A 1,820-nucleotide genomic window follows, 5' to 3' on the forward strand; every position below is an offset into this window, starting at 1 on the left:
GTTTTTACGGGGGCTTGATGGAGGGCGCAATATTGATGAAGGGCGTTCTTTTGCAAGTGTGCAAACAGATTTAATCGAGTCTCACCAACATCAAGGACAGAGCCTTTCGATGTCTCATTTTACCAGCAACGAAAATTTTTGGGATGGGAATACGACAGATGTGTTGGGTTATCGTCTAGGCTTGTTTGGGGGGAGTTCTCTCGCGAATTTTATGGGTATAGAGCGTGAGAATTTAAGGAGTCACGTTGCAAGTCCTTATACTTTTGATGAGAGCCAAGAGGTTGTTTTGGAGAGCACTGGTGAAGGCGAGACGCGTCCAGTTAATGTGAGTGTTCTGTTTGCGATTAAGACATGAGGTGTAAGATGTCGACGATCTATGNGATTAAGACATGAGGTGTAAGATGTCGACGATCTATGATTGGTCTTTAAATGCCTCCTTGAATGCCTATTGTGATGATTTAATAGATTGGTCAAAAGGACAACGTCCTAGTAGTCTGAATAATAGTGCTCGTGTGATGATGCAGCGTGTGCGTGAATATTTATCCGATACGAGTGGTGTGATTGAAAGCACTTTTACGGTTGATGCTGAACAGCAGACGACGTTGATAAGACTTCAAAGCCAATCGCAATTTTTAGAGTATAAGAATGGGATATCAATTTGTTTTAAAGCGAAGGGTAAGAATGTTGGGGAAACCGCAATTGCCTTGAATGATTTAGCCGCTAAACCTGTTTATAAGGCGACGGAATTAGGCATTCGTGCATTATCTGGAGGCGAGCTTCAAAGGGGGTGCATTTATAGCTTGGTTTATAGGGATCATGCTTGGCATGTTTTAAATCCTACGCCTCTCTCTTTATCACAAGAACCGGTTATTCCCATTTATCCGACAGGGACGATAGGGATTTTTGGAATGCAAGTTTTGCCAGATGGCTGGTTACCCTGTGATGGGAAGGCTTATTTGCGCAGTGATTATCCTGCTCTTTATGAAGCGATAGGGATAAGGTGGGGAGGCGCTGATAGTTGGACGAAATTTAATGTTCCCGATTTGCGTGGTGTTTTTTTACGAGGTGTTGATGATGACCGCGAGATAGACCGCTTTCGTTATTTTGGCACTTTACAAAATGACGCTATGAGAAAGCATGATCATAGTGGTCAATCCTTTACGATTTTGAATGATGAAAATCAGGAAGAGAGCTGGTATGGTGATTTGACGATCATCTGGGGATATGTGTTGAATGACCCGCAAAGGTTGAAGCTTGCTGAACGTTTGGGCGTGAGAGCAGAGGATATACGTGTGCACCATAAGCTCGCCTTTCCCCATTCCCACCTTCACATGCGTGATGTTGCATTGGCAAGTTCAGGTATAAGTGAGACGCGCCCGATTAATATAAGTGTTGTATTTGGAATCAAGACGTGAGGTTCAGATGTCCACGATTTATGATTGGTCTTTAACGGCATCTGAGAATGGTGGTGCTGATGCTTTAATTAATTGGTCAGAGGGACAGCACCCTAACACGGTTAATAATAGCGCTCGTTTTATGATGCAACGGGTAAGTGAGTATTTATCGGATACGGGGGGTGTGCTTGAAGGGATTGTGACGGTTGATAATAACCAAAAGACGAGCGTGATAAGGCTTCTAAGCCAATCGGCATTTTTAGAGTATAAGAATGGCATATCGGTTTGTTTTAAAGCGAAGGGCAAGAATGTTGGGGCGACAACAATTGCTTTAAATAATTTAGCCGGTAAGCCCGTTTATAAGGCGACAGAAACCGGTTTATTAGCCTTATCGGGAGGAGAGATACAAGATGGCTGTCTTTATAC

Annotated in this window: 1 protein-coding gene and 2 pseudogenes; all 3 read left to right on the forward strand. The window is 43.3% G+C overall.

Annotated features, from left to right (window positions below; genetic code table 11):
- Positions 1 to 355 (forward strand): annotated as a pseudogene (locus tag ACFILD_RS09570) (phage tail protein); the annotation flags it as partial.
- Between the two features lie 46 nt (positions 356 to 401).
- Entirely contained in the window at positions 402 to 1,415 is a 1,014-nt protein-coding gene (locus ACFILD_RS09575) for a phage tail protein (protein WP_375665205.1), read from the forward strand.
- A gap of 7 nt (positions 1,416 to 1,422) precedes the next feature.
- Positions 1,423 to 1,820, forward strand: a pseudogene (locus ACFILD_RS09580) (phage tail protein); the annotation flags it as partial.

Source organism: Bartonella sp. CL162QHHD, assembly GCF_042195435.1.
In the GTDB taxonomy this organism is placed as follows: Bacteria; Pseudomonadota; Alphaproteobacteria; order Rhizobiales; family Rhizobiaceae; genus Bartonella.